15 protein-coding genes are annotated in these 14,935 nt (G+C 64.0%); 14 read left to right on the top strand and 1 reads right to left on the bottom strand.

The window, feature by feature from the left end; genetic code table 11:
- Positions 1-21 precede the first annotated feature (21 nt).
- Together NKI10_RS16275 and NKI10_RS16270 are read left to right on the top strand one after the other, a co-directional pair.
- The gene (locus NKI10_RS16275; protein WP_023701072.1) at positions 22-1,368 is read left to right on the top strand and encodes a MotB family protein; all 1,347 of its coding nucleotides are present in this window, start codon (positions 22-24) and stop codon (positions 1,366-1,368) included.
- A complete protein-coding gene (locus tag NKI10_RS16270) occupies positions 1,365-2,792 on the top strand; it encodes a MotC family chemotaxis protein (protein WP_352860928.1) in 1,428 nt (475 codons plus the stop codon). The genes NKI10_RS16275 and NKI10_RS16270 overlap by 4 nt, the downstream gene beginning before the upstream one ends.
- A 59-nt stretch (positions 2,793-2,851) precedes the next feature.
- Here NKI10_RS16270 and NKI10_RS16265 read toward each other — a convergent pair whose 3' ends face one another.
- Entirely contained in the window at positions 2,852-3,184 is a 333-nt protein-coding gene (locus NKI10_RS16265) for a hypothetical protein (RefSeq protein WP_352860926.1), read from the bottom strand.
- A gap of 453 nt (positions 3,185-3,637) precedes the next feature.
- Here NKI10_RS16265 and fliK point away from each other — a divergent pair, with 453 nt between their 5' ends.
- The 12 genes from fliK (at position 3,638) to NKI10_RS16205 (ending at position 14,933) form a co-directional block, all read left to right on the top strand.
- Positions 3,638-4,174 (top strand): flagellar hook-length control protein FliK, encoded by a 537-nt coding sequence (fliK, locus tag NKI10_RS16260; protein WP_352860924.1) that lies wholly within the window; start codon positions 3,638-3,640, stop codon positions 4,172-4,174.
- The gene (locus NKI10_RS16255; RefSeq protein ID WP_502897543.1) at positions 4,107-4,694 is read left to right on the top strand and encodes a transglycosylase SLT domain-containing protein; all 588 of its coding nucleotides are present in this window, start codon (positions 4,107-4,109) and stop codon (positions 4,692-4,694) included. Before fliK ends, NKI10_RS16255 begins: the two co-directional genes overlap by 68 nt.
- Before the next feature lie 222 nt (positions 4,695-4,916).
- The gene (locus tag NKI10_RS16250) at positions 4,917-5,585 is read left to right on the top strand and encodes a response regulator transcription factor (RefSeq protein ID WP_023740983.1); all 669 of its coding nucleotides are present in this window, start codon (positions 4,917-4,919) and stop codon (positions 5,583-5,585) included.
- 94 nt (positions 5,586-5,679) lie between these two features.
- Positions 5,680-6,933, top strand: a complete 1,254-nt coding sequence (locus tag NKI10_RS16245; protein WP_352860920.1) for a flagellar hook protein FlgE — start codon at positions 5,680-5,682, stop codon at positions 6,931-6,933.
- A gap of 175 nt (positions 6,934-7,108) precedes the next feature.
- Positions 7,109-8,563 (top strand): flagellar hook-associated protein FlgK, encoded by a 1,455-nt coding sequence (gene flgK, locus NKI10_RS16240; protein WP_352860919.1) that lies wholly within the window; start codon positions 7,109-7,111, stop codon positions 8,561-8,563.
- Positions 8,564-8,566: 3 nt separating this feature from the next.
- Positions 8,567-9,610, top strand: coding sequence for a flagellar hook-associated family protein (locus NKI10_RS16235; RefSeq protein ID WP_352860917.1), 1,044 nt, complete (start codon positions 8,567-8,569; stop codon positions 9,608-9,610).
- Positions 9,611-9,640: 30 nt separating this feature from the next.
- A complete protein-coding gene (gene flaF / locus NKI10_RS16230) occupies positions 9,641-9,988 on the top strand; it encodes a flagellar biosynthesis regulator FlaF (protein ID WP_023671893.1) in 348 nt (115 codons plus the stop codon).
- Positions 9,985-10,428 (top strand): flagellar biosynthesis repressor FlbT, encoded by a 444-nt coding sequence (gene flbT / locus NKI10_RS16225; protein ID WP_023683290.1) that lies wholly within the window; start codon positions 9,985-9,987, stop codon positions 10,426-10,428. The genes flaF and flbT overlap by 4 nt, the downstream gene beginning before the upstream one ends.
- Positions 10,428-10,835, top strand: a complete 408-nt coding sequence (flgD, locus tag NKI10_RS16220; RefSeq protein WP_023671895.1) for a flagellar hook assembly protein FlgD — start codon at positions 10,428-10,430, stop codon at positions 10,833-10,835. The genes flbT and flgD overlap by 1 nt, the downstream gene beginning before the upstream one ends.
- 24 nt (positions 10,836-10,859) lie before the next feature.
- Positions 10,860-11,126 (top strand): flagellar biosynthesis protein FliQ, encoded by a 267-nt coding sequence (gene fliQ / locus NKI10_RS16215; RefSeq protein WP_023671896.1) that lies wholly within the window; start codon positions 10,860-10,862, stop codon positions 11,124-11,126.
- A 71-nt stretch (positions 11,127-11,197) separates the two neighbouring features.
- Positions 11,198-13,066 (top strand): asparagine synthase (glutamine-hydrolyzing), encoded by a 1,869-nt coding sequence (asnB, locus tag NKI10_RS16210; RefSeq protein ID WP_352860915.1) that lies wholly within the window; start codon positions 11,198-11,200, stop codon positions 13,064-13,066.
- Between the two features lie 223 nt (positions 13,067-13,289).
- Positions 13,290-14,933 carry an MFS transporter gene (locus NKI10_RS16205; protein WP_352762484.1) on the top strand — a complete coding sequence of 548 codons (1,644 nt, stop codon included), beginning with the start codon at positions 13,290-13,292 and terminating at the stop codon, positions 14,931-14,933.
- The last annotated feature ends 2 nt before the right edge of the window (positions 14,934-14,935 follow it).

Here is a 14,935-nt window from a genome sequence, read left to right as displayed (position 1 = left end):
TATTATGAACGAGTGGACGTCATGAGCGTTGTCGAGGCCGCAGACGCCAGGCACGAGATCATCATCGTGCGGCGCAATCACGACGACCACGACGACGCCCACCATGGCGGCGTCTGGAAGATTGCCTTTGCCGATTTCATGACCGCCATGATGTGCTTCTTCCTCGTCATGTGGCTGATCAACGCCGCCAACGAGCAGACCAAGGCGGCCGTTGCCAGCTACTTCAATCCGGTCAAGCTGGTCGATCGCAACGCCAGCCGCAAGGGCCTCGAAGACCTCGGCGATGGCCCGAGCAAGGTCGGGCTGACGGCCGACGACCCGCGGGACAAGACCAGCAAGGCCGGACAGGACGGCATCGGCGGCGCCGGCACCTCGGACAAGAAGCAATCGAAGGAATCGGCGCCGAAGACCGATCTTTCCGACGAGCATCTGTTTGCCGATCCCTATGCTGTGCTGTCGGAAATCGCCACCGACACCGGCGTCATGCAAAATGTCAGCGAGAAGGGCGATGGCGGCGCGCAGGCGTCCGGCCCGGCTACCGGCGCATCCGGCGGCCAATCCTACCGCGACCCGTTCGCGCCGGATTTCTGGTCGCAGCAGGTGGCTGCACCAGGCGCCGAAGCCACCGCCGAACGCACCAAGATCGAAGGCGATCCCCTGAAGCCGGGTGACAAGGCGGCACAGACGCAAGTGGCGGAGGTGAAGGCCGTGCCGGCCGCGCCGCCAGTGGCCGCGGCGCCGCTCGAGCCGCTGGCGAAATCCGTTTCCGATAAGCCACTGACCAAGGCTGAAGCCAAGGCAGAGGCCAAGGCTGAAGCAGCGAAGGCCCAGATTGCAAAGGCCGAAGCCGCCGAAGCACAACCCGCACCCAAACCCGAAGCCGCGGAAAAGGCGCCGACGGCCGCCACTGTTAAAGCCGCGGCGCAGGTCAAGCAGGAACTGGCCGAGGCCTTCAAGCCCGGCGACAAATTGCATGACGGCGTCTCCGTCGAAGCCACCGACAAGGGTGTCGTCATTTCGATCACGGACCAGTTCGATTTCGGCATGTTCGAGATCGGATCGGCGGTGCCTAGGCGTGAACTGGTGCTGGCGATGGAAAAGATCGGCCGCATCGTCAACGAGCAGAAAGGCACGATCAGCATCAACGGCCACACCGACGCGCGGCCGTTCCGCAGCGACACTTACGACAATTGGCGGCTGTCCACGGCGCGCGCCCATTCCGCCTACTACATGCTGGTGCGCGGCGGCGTCGACGAGCGCCGCATCACCGAGGTCGCCGGCTTCGCCGATCGCGAGCCGAAAATTGCAGCCGACCCGATGGCGGCCGCGAACCGCCGCATCGAAATCCTGATGGCGACCGACGGATGAGGCGCGCCGCCATCATCGGCCGCGCCGTCGGGCTGCTGCTGAGCGCTGTCCATCCGCCATCGGCCTTTGCCGAGGACGGCTTGCAGCCCTATCAGCTGGTGCGCTCGCTGCAGCTTGTGCAGGACCGCATCGCCGCCGGCGATCACGCCGCGCTGCCGATGCAGGCCAAGCTGCTCGAAATGGCCGACACAAGGCTGCGCGCGGCGAACGCAGATGATTTCAGCGACCCGAAGAATTTTCGCGCCTTGCTGGTCTATGGCATGAGTGGCGGCAACCCCGTCACCGTCGAGGCGGCGGTGTCGCGCGCCAAGGCCGACCCGCAAAGCCTGGCCATCGCCAAGGGCATTGTCGATTATCTGAACGGCCGGCCGGCGGCTGCAATCGAGGCGCTGAAGTCGATCGATCCGATGACCCTGCCCCCCGATCTCGGTGCCTTTCTGGCGCTGGTCAAGGGCTCGCTTCTCGCCACCGAGCAACCGGTTAGCGCGCTTGCGCTGCTCGACGATGCTCGCCTGCTCAGCCCCGGCACGCTGGTCGAGGAAGCAGCGCTGCGCCGCTCGGTCGGCATCGCAGCCGCGCAAGGCGACGGTGCGCGTTTCGCGCTTGCCTCAACCCAATATGTCGAAGACTATCTCTATTCGCCCTATGCCAGCCAGTTCGCCGACGCATTCGTCTCCGGCGTCATCACGCTGCACATGGCAATCAGCCAGGACAAGCTCGCCGACATCACCGCAATGATGGATCCCGAGCGCGAGAAGGTGATCTATCTTCGCATCGCCCGCCGCGCCGCCATCGACGGCTTTGCCGATCTCTCCGCCTTTGCCTCGGCCAGGGCTGAACGGGGCCGCGACGGCATCCACAATCAGGACGATCCGCGCGCCCAGCTCTATTCCAGCCTGTCCACGGTAACGTCCGGCACCATCGGCGAGGTCCGCGCCAAGCTGGACAAGATCGATCGCAACCAGCTTTCGCAAAGCGACCGCGATTTGCTCGATGCCGCGCAGGCCGTGGCCGGTGAAGTCATCGCCCCGCCGGCGCCGCTGCCTGCCGAAAAGCCCGCACGTGCCGCGGCCAGGCAGGAGCCGGTCAAGACCGCGGCCGTGGAAAGACCCGACGAGCCAGAGCTGCCGCCGGTCGAAGGCGCGATGCCGGAACAGCCAGCCGCCACAACGTCGAGTGAACAGCCCGCAACCGACCGACCGAAGGCGGCAAGTGAGCCGGCCGCGCAGGCACCGAGCACGCCAGAGGCAAAGGCGGCGGAAACGCCTGCAGCCGCCTCGGCCAGCGATGCGGCTCCGGTCGTGCCGGCATCGGTGCCGGCCCCCGCCGCAGTAGAGCCTACCGATCCCACCGACGCCGCCATGGCGAGGACGCGTCGCCAGCTCGATTTGATCGACCAGATGCTTGGAGCAGCCCCGAAATGACCACCAATGTTGGCCAGGCCCTGCCGGCTCCCGCGCACGCCGGATCGAAGCAGTCGGCCTCAAACGCCAAAGGTGGCGACAAAAGCTTCGGCGACATGGTGCGCGGCGACGACGATGCGCCGACACCGATAGGCCAGGGAGCAATTGAGGCAGCGTCGCACGAGCCGCATTGGGCCAAACGCAACCCTGCCGGTCCCGGCAAAAGCGAAATCCCACACACCCAGTCTGGCAAAACGGGGACGAAATCCGCTGCCGGCAAGGCCGCAAAAGAACACGCCGATAGTGGCCCGGACAAAGCATCCAAGGACGCTGAGGTGGCCGGACGAGACGCGGATGCAGGATCGCTGCAGGATCATTTGCCACTGGTGCTGGCGCTGCACGATATCAGGCATTTCTCAACGGTCCGGACAAGCGGGAACGGCACCGCGACGAATGGACAGACTGGGCAACCGGCGCCCGCTGGCGAGGCCATTTCTGCACAGACGTCGCCTCTGAAGAGACACCGCGCAGCGTCCGGCATTGACAACAGACTCGACACGACGACGCGATCGGAACGGGCCAAGCCCGGTACCAGCGTTTCCGCACAGGATCAGGGGCAAAAGCTGCCCGCGATCGGGCTCCAGTCCGGCAAACTGCCGCATCAGGATCGTCCGACGCCTCCTCTACCGGCGGACCAGACGGCAAGCGACGTTTCGGCACCCGAGGCAAAACGGTCCGCGCCGTCGGCGAAGGCCGTCGATGGAGCCCATTCCGCGGCATCGTCCACACCGGGGAAACAGGCGCTATCCGCTGCGCGCGTCGACATTGTCGCCGAGCAGAGTTTCCCGGCCCCGGCGCAAAGCCCGATGAACCAGACGACTTCGGCGCTTATCGACGGGCTGGCTTCGGACAACGGCCTGCGGCAAGCGGTTTCGACGCCGTCGACGACCGCCCAGACGGCCGGTTCTGTTGCCGTTCCGACACATATATTGAAGATCGAGCTTCACCCGACAGAGCTCGGCATGGTCACCGCCAGTCTGAGGCTTTCCGGAGAACAACTTTCGATAGAATTGAAGCCCGAAACCCATGAGGCTTACCGCCGTCTCGCCACCGACAGCGACGCCATCGTGAAGTCGTTGCGCGGGCTCGGCTTCGATGTCGACAAGGTCACCATCCTGCAACCCTCGATAGCGATCCACGCAGCGGCCCGCAGCGATGCAGCGAACTCGCAGCCAATGCCGCAAGGCCGCGACCAGTCCGCTTTTCAGCCCGGAAACTCGAGCGGCAACAATACGGGTTCGGGCGGCCACCAGTCGGGAAGAAACCGCAATGACGATGCCCAGGAATTCGGCCGCGCTGGCGCGCCTGCTCGCGAGCGTGCTGGCGACGATATGTTTATCTAGCCTCGCCACCAAGCCGGCCACCGCCGCCGCCAACCCTTGCGAGCCCGAGATCTTGCGTGCCGCCGATCGCTATGGCGTGCCGGCCGGCATCCTCTATGCGGTCGGGCTGACCGAGACCGGCAAGAAGGGAAGCCTGCAGCCTAATGCGTTGAATATAGAGGGGAAAGCGCTATTTCCAAGGAACCGCACCGAGGCCCTGGCCGCCTTCGAAGCAGCCCGGCGCGAGGGCAAGACACTCATCGATCTCGGCTGCATGCAGATCAACCATCACTATCACGCCGCGCATTTCCGCAGCGTCGACGACATGCTGGACCCGCGCCAGAATGTCGACTATGCCGCGCGCTTCCTGGCCAGCCTGCATGCGCGTCATGTCAGCTGGTCGATGGCCGTCGCCCGCTACCACGCCGGCCCCGACAATGATCCCGCGCAGAAATTCTATGTCTGCCGCGTCATCGCCAATATGGTCGCCACCGGCTTCGGCAAATGGACCCCGAATGCCCGCAACTTTTGCAACCCGTAGGTGAATCAGCTTTTGCGGACGGCTGCAAATCCAACGCCCGGCGGGTGGCGTGCCACGTCCCCCGTTTCGGCAACCAACGATACAACCTCGTGATTGCGGTTATTTCGAAACTCGAAATAACTCCCAAGAAAATAGCTACAAGAAATGATGGTTGTTCAGGATTCCCGGCACCGGTTACGCCTCTTCCCACGGGGCAGATGATCTGATTCGGAGGCGGGGCCGATGATTGTAATCGTTGACGAGCGTGAGCTCGTAACTGAAGGCTATAATTCACTTTTCGATCGTGAGGGCGTCGCCTGTGCAGGCTTCGCGTCCGGTGAATTCGGCGAGTGGGTGACATCGGCCGCCGACACGGATTTGCGATCGGTCCGAGCCTTCCTCATCGGCGACTGCCGCGAAGGCACCATCTCGCCACGCCAGATCCGCGACCGCACCGGCGCTCCGGTCATTGCGCTGAGCGAACAGCACTCGCTCGAGAATACGCTGCGGCTGTTCGAGAGCGGGGTCGACGACGTCATACGCAAGCCGGTCCATATCCGGGAGATCCTGGCCCGCATCACCGCCATCCGCCGCCGCGCCCATGAGGACGTCAGCTATACCGAGATCGGCGCCATGCGCATCTTCATGGACGGCCGCGATCCCGAGATCGATGGCCAGCCGCTGCCTCTGCCGCGCCGCGAACGCCGCATCCTCGAATATCTGGCGAGCAACCGCGGACGCCGCGTCACCAAGACCCAGGTCTTCAACGCCATCTACGGCATCTTCGACGAAGAGGTCGAGGAGAACGTCGTCGAGAGCCACATCTCCAAATTGCGCAAGAAACTGCGCGAAAAGCTTGGTCAGGACCCGATAGATTCCAAGCGCTTCCTCGGCTACCGGCTGGTGTTCTGATGGCGGTCTGCGCCAGCCTCGCGCAAGACAGAAATTATATCCTCGCGACCACAGGCATGGGCCCAACGATGTTGGGCATTGAGGAGACGTTTCGATGAGCCTTTATGGAATGATGCGAACCGGCGTTTCAGGCATGAACGCGCAGGCCAACCGCCTGTCGGCGACAGCCGACAACATCGCCAATTCCGACACCACCGGCTACAAGCGATCCTCGGCCGAGTTTTCGACGCTGATCATGCCGCAGGTCGGCGGCGCCTACAATTCCGGCGGCGTCAACACCACCATCCGCTCGGCGATCAGCGCCCAGGGCGTGCTGCAGTACACGACCTCGGTTTCCGACCTTGCGGTCAACGGCAACGGTTTCTTCGTCGTCCAGGACCCCAGCGGAACGCCTTTCCTCACCCGCGCCGGCGCATTCGTTCCCGACGCTCAGGGCAGGCTGGTCAACGCCGCCGGCTACCAGCTGATGGCATACAGCTACGCCAACGGCACGCCGGCAGCCACCGCCAACGGCTTCGAAGGGCTGGTTCCGGTCCAGATCTCCGACCAGGAAATGACGGCGACGCCCAGCACCACAGGCAATTTCAACGCCAATCTGCCGGCTGGCGCCACGCCGCCCGCCGGTCCGCTGCCTTCCACCAACGGCCCGACCGCCGAATACACGTCGAAGTCCTCGATGGTCACCTACGACAATCTCGGCAACAAGAAGCTGCTCGACGTCTATTTCACCAACACCGGCACCGGCGCCTGGTCGGTCTCTGTGTTCGACCAGTCCCAGGCGACGCCGGGCACATCCTTCCCCTATACGGGCGGCGCGCTGGCCACGGCCAACCTGACCTTCGACACCACCACCGGCAAGCTAACCGGCGCGGTCGACAGCATAACGATCCCCGTACCGGGCGGTGCGTCGCTCGACCTCGATTTGTCCAAGCTGACTCAGCTCGGCACCGGCTTCACAGTCTCCGAAGCCAAGGTCAACGGCAACGCGCCCAGCACGATCGAAAAGATCCAGATCGGCGAGGACGGAGTCATTTACGCCCAGTATCAGGACGGCTCGACCAAGCCGCTGTTCAAGATCCCACTGGCCGACGTCCAGAGCGCCGACAACCTCACCGCACTGCCTGGCAATGTCTATGCGCAGTCCACCGACTCCGGCACCGTGCGCATCGGCTTCGCCAACGAAGGCAAGCTCGGCAGCATCATCTCCGGCGCGTTGGAAAATTCCAACGTCGATATCGCCGAGGAATTGACCAACATGATCGCGGCGCAGCGCAGCTACACCGCTAACTCGAAAGTGTTCCAGACCGGTTCCGACCTCATGGATGTCCTTGTCAACCTGAAGAGATAAACGACGGGCGCCAGGGGAATGAACCCAAACCAGAGCAGCGCGGTGCGCGGATTTCGAATTCAAGGCAACACCGGCAAACCGCCCGGGTGGTCTGGAATTGCAGGTTTCCGAACGCCGACGCCGCCGACAGGGCAGAGACGTCATCCCCTCCCCACTGGCCTCGTGAAAGACCCGCATGTCGCTGACTTCCGCATTGACCATAGCCCAACAGTCGCTTCAGACCACATCGAAGCAGACCAGCGTCCTTTCCCGCAATATTGCCGACGCCAGCAACCCCGATTATGCCCGCCGCACGGCGGTCGTCGTCAGCAGCGCGCCCGGCGCCCGCTCGGTCGAGATCCAGCGCGCCACCAACGCCCTGCTGTTTCGCCAGAACCTTAGCGCGCAATCGGCATGGAGCGGCCAGAGCACGCTTTACAGCGGAATTGACCGCCTCGCCGTTGCCGTCAACGGCGTCGACAACGCCTCCTCTGCCTCGACCGCGATCGGCAAGCTGCAGAACGCGCTGCAGCTTTACGCCGCTACGCCATCCAACCAGAACCTCGGCTCCAGCGTCATCGACGCGGCCCAGCAGGTGGTGCGCGCTCTGAACGACGGCACCAACGCGATCCAGGATTTCCGCGCCCAGGCTGATGGCGAGATATCGACGGCGGTCGACGATCTCAACTCGCTGCTTAGTCAGTTCCAGGACGCCAACAAGGCGGTCATCTCCGCAACCCGTTCGGGTACCGACGCATCCGACGCGCTCGACCAGCGCGACGCTTTGCTGAAGAAGATCGCGGACTATGTGCCGGTGTCGACCTTCACCCGGGGCGACAACGACATGGTCATCACCACCAGGGACGGCACGACGCTGTTCGAGACCATTCCGCGCTCGGTAAGTTTCACCCCGTCGGCGGGCTACACGGCCGGCACACCAGGCAACACCATCTACATCGACAATGTGCCGGTCAGCGCCGGGGCTGGCGGCAACACCAGCGCCGACGGCAAGCTCGCCGGGCTCATCACCTTGCGCGACGGCGTCGCGGCGACGATGCAGAGCCAGCTCGACGAAGTGGCGCGCGGCCTCATCACCGCCTTTGCCGAAACAGCACCTTCGCAGCCCGACCGAACCGGCCTGTTCACCTGGTCGGGTGCGCCCGCCATTCCGGCCGCCGGCACGCTGATCGACGGGCTTGCCGGCTCGATCAAGGTCAACGCCGCAATGGACCCGAGCGTCGGCGGCAATCCGGTGCTGCTGCGCGACGGCGGCGCCAATGGTGCGGCCTATATCGCCAACACCGCCGGCGACGCCTCCTATTCGCAGCTCTTGATCGGCTATGGCGACAAGCTCGACAAGCCGATGCCGTTCGACGCTGCGGCCGGCATCACCGTGACGTCCAGCGTCTCCGACTACGCCGCCAATGCCATTGGCTGGTTCGAAGGCCAGCGCCAGCAGGCCTCGAGCAACGCCGACGCCAAGGAAGCGCTGGCATCGCGCACCGCCGAGGCGCTGTCCAACGACACCGGCGTCAATGTCGACCAGGAGATGTCGCTGCTGCTCGACCTCGAACACACCTATCAGGCCTCGGCGCGCATGATGAAAACCGTCGACGACATGCTGTCGGCCCTGCTCGATGCCGTGGGATAAGCCATGAAAGCCACATCCGTTTCCTCAGCCGCCCTGTCCAACGCCGCGCGCTATCAGCAGATGCGCATGCAGGCCGAACTGGTCAAAGCCACCAAGGAATCGACGACCGGCACCGTCGCCGATGTCGGTCTGGCGCTCGGCGCGCGCACCTCGCAGGCGGTCACCTTCTCGCGCGACCTCGACCGATTGAACGTCATCATCGATTCCAATTCGCTGGTCACCGCGCGGCTGTCCTCGACGCAGGCTGCGCTTGGCCAGCTTTCCGACACTGCGCAGAATTTGCTGACCGCGCTGACCGCCGCCGGCAATTCCTCGAGCACCATCACGCAGCAAGCCGGCAAGGCCGCCGTGCAGCAGATGACCTCTATCCTCAACGCCAGCGTCAACGGCGAATATCTGTTTGCCGGCACCAACACCGACGTCAAGCCGATCGATGACTTCACTGCCGCCGGCTCGCCGGCCATGGCGGCGTTCGACGCTTCCTTCTCGTCGTATTTCGGCTTCACGCAGGCCGATCCGCTCGCTGCCAACATCACCGCCGCCCAGATGGACGGCTTCATCACCAGCAATGTCGTGCCGCAGTTCATGGGCTCCGGCTGGCAGGCCAACTGGTCGAACGCTACCGACCAGCAGATCGTCAGCCGCATTTCGCTGGGGGAAACCACCCAGACCTCGGCCAGCGCCAATGACGACAGCATCCGCAAGCTCGCCATGGCTTCCGCCCTGATCACCGGCCTGCTGTCCGGCAATATCAGCCAGGCGGCGAAGACCACCGTTGTCGGCCGCGCCCAGGCGATGGTCGGCGAGGCGCTGGGCGGGATAGGGCAACTGCAGGCCGAGACCGGCCTTGCCGAGAAGCGGGTCTCCGACGCCAGCGACCGCATGAAGACGCAGGTCGACCTGTTCGAGCACCATATCCTCGATCTGGAAGGCGTCGACCCCGCCGAGGCAGCCACCCGCGTCGCGGATCTGACGCAGCATATCGAGACGTCCTTTGCGCTGACCGCGCGCCTGCAGCAGATGAGCCTGCTGAACTACCTGACCTGACAATCTCAACCGCAACGGTAGAGCCAAACGATGTACCAATTCTCCTACGCCGACATCCAGACCGACTCCGTTGCCGATGCGAAAGATCGCGAGCGGCAGCTTTTGACCCGCTCGATCGAAATGCTGGCGGCGGCAGCGGCTGTCGGCCACACCTCGATGGAAGCGGTCGAGGCGCTGCACTTCACCAACCGGGTCTGGACCACCTTCGTCGAGGATCTCGGTTCCAGCGACAATGTCCTGCCCAAGGAACTGCGCGCCAACCTCATCTCCATCGGCCTGTGGCTGCTGCGCGAGGCCGAGGACATCCGCCAGGGCCGCACCGACAATTTCGAAGGGCTGATCGAAGTGTCCCAGATCATCCGGGACGGCATTCAATGACCAACACGCTGAAGATATCGCTGAAGCCGAACGAGAAGATCTACATCAATGGCGCCGTCATCCGCGTCGACCGCAAGGTCACCGTCGAGCTGATGAACGACGTACAGTTCCTGCTCGAGAACCATGTCATCCAGGCCGACGATGCCTCGACGCCGCTCAAGCAGCTCTATTTCATCCTGCAGGTGATGCTGATGAACCCGGCCGGCGCCATCGAGGCGCGCGCCATGTTCCGCCGCTCGCTGCCCTTGCTTTTGGCAAGCTTCGAGGATGAGCAGATCAGTGGCGCGCTGAAGCAGATCGACCGCATGGTCGGCGAAGACCATATCTATGAAGCGCTGAAGGCTATCCGTGCGCTTTATCCGCTCGAACGCCGCGCACTTGGCGGCAATGACGATGTTCAGGGTGCGAAGCGCCCGCTGGCCGTGGGAGCACAATACTGATGAATGTGGACATGACGACGACGATCCCCACGGGCGCCAACCAGGGCACCCAGCAGACGTCGAAGACAGCGGTCGACTACCAGTCGTTCCTGAAGCTGCTGATCGCCGAGATGAAGAACCAGGATCCGACGAAACCGATGGATTCGACACAGTATGTCGCCCAGCTCGCCACCTTCTCACAGGTAGAGCAATCGGTGCAGACCAACACCAAGCTCGACCAGATCATGCAGTCGTCGGCGCTGTCGCAGGCCGATGCCTTGATCGGCCGCTCGATCACCTCGGCCGACGGCAAGACGACCGGCGTCGTGGCCTCGGTCAAGCTTGCAAGCAACGGCGTGATCGCCGTTCTGCAGAACGGCACCGAAGTGCCGGTCGGCGCGGGCGTTTCGATAAAGCCGGCCAGCTAGACAGTTCCATAGAGGCGCGCTCACATGAACGAGGCCGACGCACTCGACATCGTCCAGTACGCGGTATGGACGGTGCTCGTCGCGTCCGCGCCGGTGGTGCTGGTCGCCATGGTAGTCGGCATCGGCATCGCGCTGATCCAGGCCCTGACCCAGATCCAGGAAATCACCCTGACCTTCGTGCCCAAGATCGTCGCCATCATGCTGGTCGTGGCGCTGACCGGTCCGTTCATCGGCAGCCAGATCTCGGCCTTCACCAACGTCATCTTCGAGCGCATCGAAAACGGGTTCTAGGCAGCGCTTGCAGGCGGCTGTGTTCCGGCTAGATTGCAGGCCATGACTCAGGCAGAACTCACCGGCAGGCCATGTGCGGAATAGCCGGCGTCTGGCGCAAACGAAACCCGATTGACGCCAACGACCTGTCGGATGTCGCCAGCATGATGCAGGCGCTGGTACATCGCGGCCCCGACGATCATGACAGCTGGCACAACAATCGGCTGGCCCTCGGTCACCGCCGACTGACCATCATCGATCCCTCGCCCGCCGCCCGTGAGCCGATGCTGACTTCTTCCGGCGATGGCGTTCTCGTCTACAATGGCGAGGTCTACAATTACCGCTCGCTGCGCGAAACGCTGCAGGCGCAAGGCGTCGTCTTTCGAACCATCTGCGATGCCGAAGTGGTTCTCGAAGCCTTGCATCACTGGGGTCCCGAAAAAGCCGTGCCGCTGTTCGACGGGATGTTTTCCTTCGCCTATTTCGACGCTCGCAGCAGTGCGCTGTGGCTTGCGCGTGACCGTCTTGGAATCAAGCCGATGTCGGTGGCCGACACGCCGGAGCGAATCCTGTTCGCCTCGGAGGACAAGGCGATCCTCGCCTGCGACGGTTTTCCGCGCGACATCGACAGCCGCGAGATCACCTTGCGGCTTGCCTGGCAGAGCCGCGATTCCAGCTACAGCCTGTTCGACCGCATCGAGCGCCTGCCGCCCGCCGGCCTGTGGAAGATCACCGATGGCATTATCGAGAAGCGCCGCTTCTGGCATGTGCTGGACGTGCTGGAGACCGCGCGCATTACCGGCGATGCATCCGCTGATGCTGAACACATGGCGACGCTCGAGGCGTTGCTCAAGGACAGCGTCGGACTTCACTGCATCGCCGATACCAGCGTTGCCACCGCCTGCAGCAGCGGTGTCGATTCCGGCCTGATAACGGCGTTGGCCAAGCGGTTCAGGCCGGAAGTCCATGGTTATGTCGTCGACCCGCAGCTCGGCCACAGCGAGGCCGAAGACGCCGAACGCACCGGCCGCCATGTCGGCGTGCCCTTGCGCCGGGTGCCGGTCGACAGGAACCGGTTTTTCGAACTTTGGCCAAGGGTAATCTGGCATCTTGAAAGCGATGGCTGGCACGCCAGCCATGTCGCACTGCTGGCGCTTGCCGAACGATGCCGGGCCGATGGCGTCAAGGTGCTGCTCACCGGCGAAGGCGCAGACGAATTGTTTGGCGGCTACCCCTTGCAGGCCTTGAGCATGAAGAAGTGGCGTTCCTGGTCGTGGCCCCGGCGCCTGGTCCATTCGAAGCGCTCGCTCGACCGGAGATTCGAGCAACAGCGTCATGCCCCCTACAAGGTCTCGGCTGGAAGCCAGTCACAAATGGATCGCAGCATGGTCCTGCGTGCTTTGTCACCGGAGCTGAATTTCCTGCAAACCGAGATCTTCGACCGCCTGGAGCCGGTTATGCCGCCCGCGGATCGCGCCTTTCTCGGTAGTTGCCTCTACGACCTCTATTCGCATCTGCAGGACATACTGCACCGGCACGACCGGCTGAGCATGGCGGCGTCCGTGGAGCTGCGGGTCCCGTTCCTGGAAAACCGCCTGATCGACTTCGCCATCCATTTGCCGAGGCGGCAGAAATACCGCGACAAAACAGGAAAATGGCTTTTGCGAAAGGTCGCTGAAAAGCATATTCCGCGCCAGAACGTCCAGGCGCGCAAGATCGGCTTCGAGATGTCGTCGCAATTTTCGGCCGGCACGGAGACTTTGCTACGCGGCGGTTTCCTGCGCGATGCCTTGAAATGGCCCGCCGCGAATTTGGAGGACATGGTCCAGTTGGCGCGGCGCGAGCAACCGTCCAGGCTGCGGCTTGTCGGCATGGAGCTTTTCCTGCGCCTTCACGCCGGCGGCGAGACGCCAAGCACGCTGACCGAAGCGTTGCATGCCGCTGCCCGGGACAGAAGCTGAATTCGCGCACGGCCGACACCCCCGCGCAGTGGACCAATGAGAACATCGCTCTGGGTAGCGGACCCTTCCCGGCTGACGTATTTTCGCCTTGCTATCCTGTTGTTGGACCATGATCTTTTTCGAAGACGCGTTCGCCCTTTTGGATGTCGTGCTCTATTTCAAACGGATGCCATGATTGTCGTCCCGGCGGACGAAACCAGCACGTGAAGGTGGGACAGGTCTAATGATCGATGACGAGCCGGACAGCGAACGCGTCTCGGCGCTGGCGCCGTTCCGGCACGGCATCTTCCGCGCCGTCTGGTCGGCCAGCCTGGTGTCGAATTTCGGTGGCCTGATCCAGGGCGTCGGCGCCGCCTGGATGATGACCACCATCGCCACCTCGCCCTATCAGGTGGCGCTGGTCCAGGCCTCGGCCACTCTGCCGATCATGCTGTTTGCGCTCGTTGCCGGCGCCATTGCCGACAGCTTCAACAGGCGCAAGGTGATGCTGATCGCCCAAATCTTCATGCTGGTCGTCTCTGCACTTCTGACGCTGTTCACCTGGAACGGCTGGATGACGCCGTGGACGCTGCTTGCCTTCACCTTCCTGATCGACAGCGGCACGGCGCTCAACAACCCTTCATGGCAGGCATCGGTCGGCGACATGGTGCCGCGCAACAAGCTGCCGGCCGCGGTTGCGCTCAATTCGCTGGGCTTCAACCTGACGCGCAGCGTGGGCCCGGCGATCGGCGGCATCATCGTTGCCGCTGCCGGGGCGGCCGCTGCCTTTGCCGCCAATGCGCTGAGCTATATAGGTCTCATCATCGTGCTCTTCCGCTGGAAGCCGGAACTGCCGGTTTCGACGCTGCCGCGCGAGACGCTGGGCGCTGCGATGGGCGCCGGCCTGCGCTATGTCGCCATGTCGCCCAACATCGGCAAGGTGCTGGTCAGGGGCTCGGCCTTCGGCTTCAGCGCCGGCGCGGTTCTGGCGCTGCTGCCGCTGGTGGCGCGCGACGTCGTCAAGGGCGATGCCTTGACCTACGGCATCATGCTCGGCGCCTTCGGCATCGGCGCCGTCGGCGGCGCGCTGATAAGCGTGCGTCTCAGACAATTGCTGTCCAGCGAGACGATGGTGCGCATGGCCTTCGCCGGCTTTGCCGTCTGCGCCTTCAACGCCGCCATCAGCCACAATGCTTGGCAGACTGCGGCGGGTTTGCTCATCGGCGGCGCCTGCTGGGTGATCGCGCTGTCGCATTTCAACGTCACGGTGCAGATGTCGACGCCGCGCTGGGTCGTCGGCCGGGTGCTGTCGGTCTACCAGACGGCGACCTTCGGCGGCATTGCGCTGGGCAGCTGGATCTGGGGCGTCGTTGCCGATGCGCATGGCGCCGAAACCGCGCTGATTGCGGCGGCCATCGCGATGCTTGTTGGCGGCGCCATCGGCCTGTTCCTGCCGCTGCCGCAGCAGACGACTCTCAACCTCGACCCGCTCAACCGCTTCAAGGAGCCGCATCTCGGCCTCGACCTGAAGCCGCGCAGCGGCCCCATCGCCATCATGATAGAGTACATTATCCGCGACGAAGATGTGCCCGAATTCCTCGCCACCATGGCCGAGCGCGGGCGCATCCGCCGCCGCGACGGCGCCCGCAACTGGACGCTGGCTCGGGACCTAGAAAATCCCGCAGTCTGGATCGAACACTACCACACGCCGACCTGGCTGGAATACATCCGCCACAACCGGCGCGCCACCCATGCCGACGCCGTCGTCGGCGAGCGGGTGCGGGCGCTGCACAGCGGCGACGAACCGCCGCGCGTGCGCCGCCTGATCGAGCGCCCGACGACCGCCGGCACCGCGCTGGTCTCGCCGAAGGGGCCGATCGATCACTGAGC

The organism is Mesorhizobium sp. M0802, from assembly GCF_040320115.1.
Classification (GTDB): Bacteria; Pseudomonadota; Alphaproteobacteria; order Rhizobiales; family Rhizobiaceae; genus Mesorhizobium.
The sequence above is the reverse complement of the archived record's forward strand: the minus strand, read 5'-3'. Positions and strand labels throughout refer to the sequence as shown.

Excerpts from the sequence above, each read along its gene's own strand:
- NKI10_RS16275 (WP_023701072.1), top strand. The coding sequence starts at position 22 with ATGAGCGTTGTCGAGGCCGCAGACGCCAGGCACGAGATCATCATCGTG.
- NKI10_RS16270 (WP_352860928.1), top strand. The coding sequence starts at position 1,365 with ATGAGGCGCGCCGCCATCATCGGCCGCGCCGTCGGGCTGCTGCTGAGC.
- NKI10_RS16265 (WP_352860926.1), bottom strand. The coding sequence starts at position 3,184 with ATGCCTGATATCGTGCAGCGCCAGCACCAGTGGCAAATGATCCTGCAG.
- fliK (WP_352860924.1), top strand. The coding sequence starts at position 3,638 with ATGAACCAGACGACTTCGGCGCTTATCGACGGGCTGGCTTCGGACAAC.
- NKI10_RS16255 (WP_502897543.1), top strand. The coding sequence starts at position 4,107 with ATGCCCAGGAATTCGGCCGCGCTGGCGCGCCTGCTCGCGAGCGTGCTG.
- NKI10_RS16250 (WP_023740983.1), top strand. The coding sequence starts at position 4,917 with ATGATTGTAATCGTTGACGAGCGTGAGCTCGTAACTGAAGGCTATAAT.
- NKI10_RS16245 (WP_352860920.1), top strand. The coding sequence starts at position 5,680 with ATGAGCCTTTATGGAATGATGCGAACCGGCGTTTCAGGCATGAACGCG.
- flgK (WP_352860919.1), top strand. The coding sequence starts at position 7,109 with ATGTCGCTGACTTCCGCATTGACCATAGCCCAACAGTCGCTTCAGACC.
- NKI10_RS16235 (WP_352860917.1), top strand. The coding sequence starts at position 8,567 with ATGAAAGCCACATCCGTTTCCTCAGCCGCCCTGTCCAACGCCGCGCGC.
- flaF (WP_023671893.1), top strand. The coding sequence starts at position 9,641 with ATGTACCAATTCTCCTACGCCGACATCCAGACCGACTCCGTTGCCGAT.
- flbT (WP_023683290.1), top strand. The coding sequence starts at position 9,985 with ATGACCAACACGCTGAAGATATCGCTGAAGCCGAACGAGAAGATCTAC.
- flgD (WP_023671895.1), top strand. The coding sequence starts at position 10,428 with ATGAATGTGGACATGACGACGACGATCCCCACGGGCGCCAACCAGGGC.
- fliQ (WP_023671896.1), top strand. The coding sequence starts at position 10,860 with ATGAACGAGGCCGACGCACTCGACATCGTCCAGTACGCGGTATGGACG.
- asnB (WP_352860915.1), top strand. The coding sequence starts at position 11,198 with ATGTGCGGAATAGCCGGCGTCTGGCGCAAACGAAACCCGATTGACGCC.
- NKI10_RS16205 (WP_352762484.1), top strand. The coding sequence starts at position 13,290 with ATGATCGATGACGAGCCGGACAGCGAACGCGTCTCGGCGCTGGCGCCG.